A 2,183-nucleotide genomic window follows, 5' to 3' on the forward strand; every position below is an offset into this window, starting at 1 on the left:
GCCGAAGGGGGCGCGCGGGATTTCGACGCGCCGTATGAACGGCCCTTCTGATTCTGCCACCCCGTACGGGTCCGCTCAGCCCGTTCCCTCCAGCCGCACCAGCAGCGGGGCCGCCCGCTCCCCGCGGACCGTGGTCAGCGAGAGCACGGCGTGCCCGGGCGGGACGGAGTGCGCGAGGTCGGAGGCGGACCAGCGCTCCCGCTCCACCTGCCGGACGGTGACCGCGTCCGTCGTCACGGCCTTGCCCGTGACGAGCTTGCGGAAGGCGTGCACGGCCCGGGTCAGCGGCTGGTCGGCGAAGACGGTGCGGTGGGTGACGTCCCGGGCCTCCACCCACTCGGTGCCCCACGCCTCGGCGAAGCGCCTGCCGTCCCAGGTGGTGACGCCGGAGAAGGCCATCCGGCAGCCGACGGCCCCGAGCAGCGGGGTCCGCAGCGCCTCGGGGACGTCGTCGAGGGTGCGCAGCGCCAGCAGGACGCCGGCGTTGGCGGTGCGCAGCCGCTGGAGGCCGCGCACGCTCTGCGCGGTCAGGGTGTGGGAGGCGTCGTCGACGGCGAGGAACGCGAACAGCGACCGGTCGGTGCGGGCCGCCGCGCAGGCGGAGAACTGGGCGAGGACCAGGCGGGCGAGGATGCGGGAGGCGTCGGCGTGCCCCCGCTCGGGGAGGTCGATGCGGACGCGCAGCGGGTGCTCCAGGCTGCGCAGCGAGAAGGGCCGGCTGCGGCCGCTGGTGTCGAAGAACCCGTCGAAGGCGGGCCGGTCCAGCAGCGCCACGCGGTCGGCGAGGACGGGGCCGGGGTCGCCGGGGGTGCCGTGCTGGCGGTCGCGGGCGTCGAGCTCGCGGAGCATGGCGTGCGCTCCGGCGGCTTCGAGGGCGGAGCGCAGGGCGTCGAGGGGGGCGGGCACCCGGTCCAGCAGTTCGCGCAGCTCGGGCACGGCCGGGAAGCGGCCGTACGCGGTCCGGAAGGGGCCGAGGAGCTGGGCGAGGGCGGTGGCGGCGCGCCGGACCTCCAGGCCGGGGACGTCGCCGGTGAAGGCCTCGGCGAGCAGCCCGGCGGCCTCGTCGGCGTCGGTGGTGCCCCCGTACAGGTCGAGGTCGTGGACGGAGGAGGGGTCGCCGATCCGGACGACCACGTCGAAGCCGTCGTCCGGACCCAGCCGGGTGCCGGCGGCGGCGACGGCGACGACGGCGGCCTGGCCGGCGAGGGCCTGGAGGGCGAGGGACTCCACGACGGGCCGGACGAGCAGGGCGGTCTTCCCGGCTCCGGAGGGGCCGACGGCGAGCAGCGAGGTGCCGAGCACGGAGGGGTCGAGGGCGAGCCGCGTGCCGCGGCGGGCGTACGGGTTGCGGGTGCCGGGGTCGGCGGTGCCGAGCAGGACCTGCCGGGCCAGGAGGTCGTGGCGGGCGGCGCGCACGGGCAGGTCGCGGGCCCCAGAGGGGTGCAGGCAGGCGGCGGCGCCCCTGCCGCGGACGGCTCCGGCGAAGGCGCCTGCGCGCGCGGGGTCGGCGCGTACGGAGTCCCAGGCGCGCCGGATCCGGGCGTGGTCGACGTCGTTCATCCGGCCGGAGGCCGCCTCGGCGGCCAGCAGGTCGGCGAGGTCGCCGAGGCCGGCCCGGCGCAGCTCGGGCCAGCCGGCGGGGTCGTCGGGGCCGCCGGGTTCGGGCCGGTCCGGGAGGCGGGTCCGGTCGGTGCGGGCGGCGCGGGCGGCGCCGCCGGCGAGGAGGCGGCGGGCCAGTTCGGGCCAGCGGCCGAGCCGGCCGAAGCCGGTGGCCAGCATCAGGGCGACCGCGGTGTACCAGGTGTAGGCGGCGACGACGGCCGGCATCGTGCCGGCCCAGGAGTCGGGCGTGAACATGTAGAGCGGCCAGAGCCAGAAGCCGCCCAGGTAGCCGTTCCAGAGCAGGGACCACAGCAGCAGTCCGGCGAGGAGGGAGATCAGGGCGCCGGAGACGAGCTGCCGGGTCGGGGTGTGCTCGGGCTCCTCGGCGGGGCGGGGCACGTGCCCGTACGCCCACACCCCGGGGCCGTCGAAGACGCGCGGGGTGCGCAGCCAGTCGGCGAGGGCGGGGCCGCCGCCGCGGACGCGGACGCGGCGGTCGGCGCGCTTGCGCGGGGCGACGACCGCCAGCTCCTCGATCATGAACTGGAAGTCGTAGTCGCCGGACAGCGCGACGATCGGGG

Annotated in this window: 1 protein-coding gene; it reads right to left on the bottom strand. The window is 77.7% G+C overall.

All coding sequences use genetic code 11. The features are described 5' to 3' along the window. Window positions 1-75: 75 nt before the first annotated feature. A complete protein-coding gene (locus EF903_RS31895; RefSeq protein ID WP_260616203.1) occupies window positions 76-2,142 on the bottom strand; it encodes an ATP-binding protein in 2,067 nt (688 codons plus the stop codon). Between the last annotated feature and the right edge of the window lie 41 nt (window positions 2,143-2,183).

Origin of the sequence: Streptomyces sp. WAC05292 (assembly GCF_003949955.1) — a bacterium.
In the GTDB taxonomy this organism is placed as follows: Bacteria; Actinomycetota; Actinomycetes; order Streptomycetales; family Streptomycetaceae; genus Streptomyces; species Streptomyces globosus.

What these genes read in the sequence shown, in the direction of transcription:
- EF903_RS31895 (WP_260616203.1), bottom strand. Translation starts at nt 2,142, where the DNA reads ATGATCGAGGAGCTGGCGGTCGTCGCCCCGCGCAAGCGCGCCGACCGC.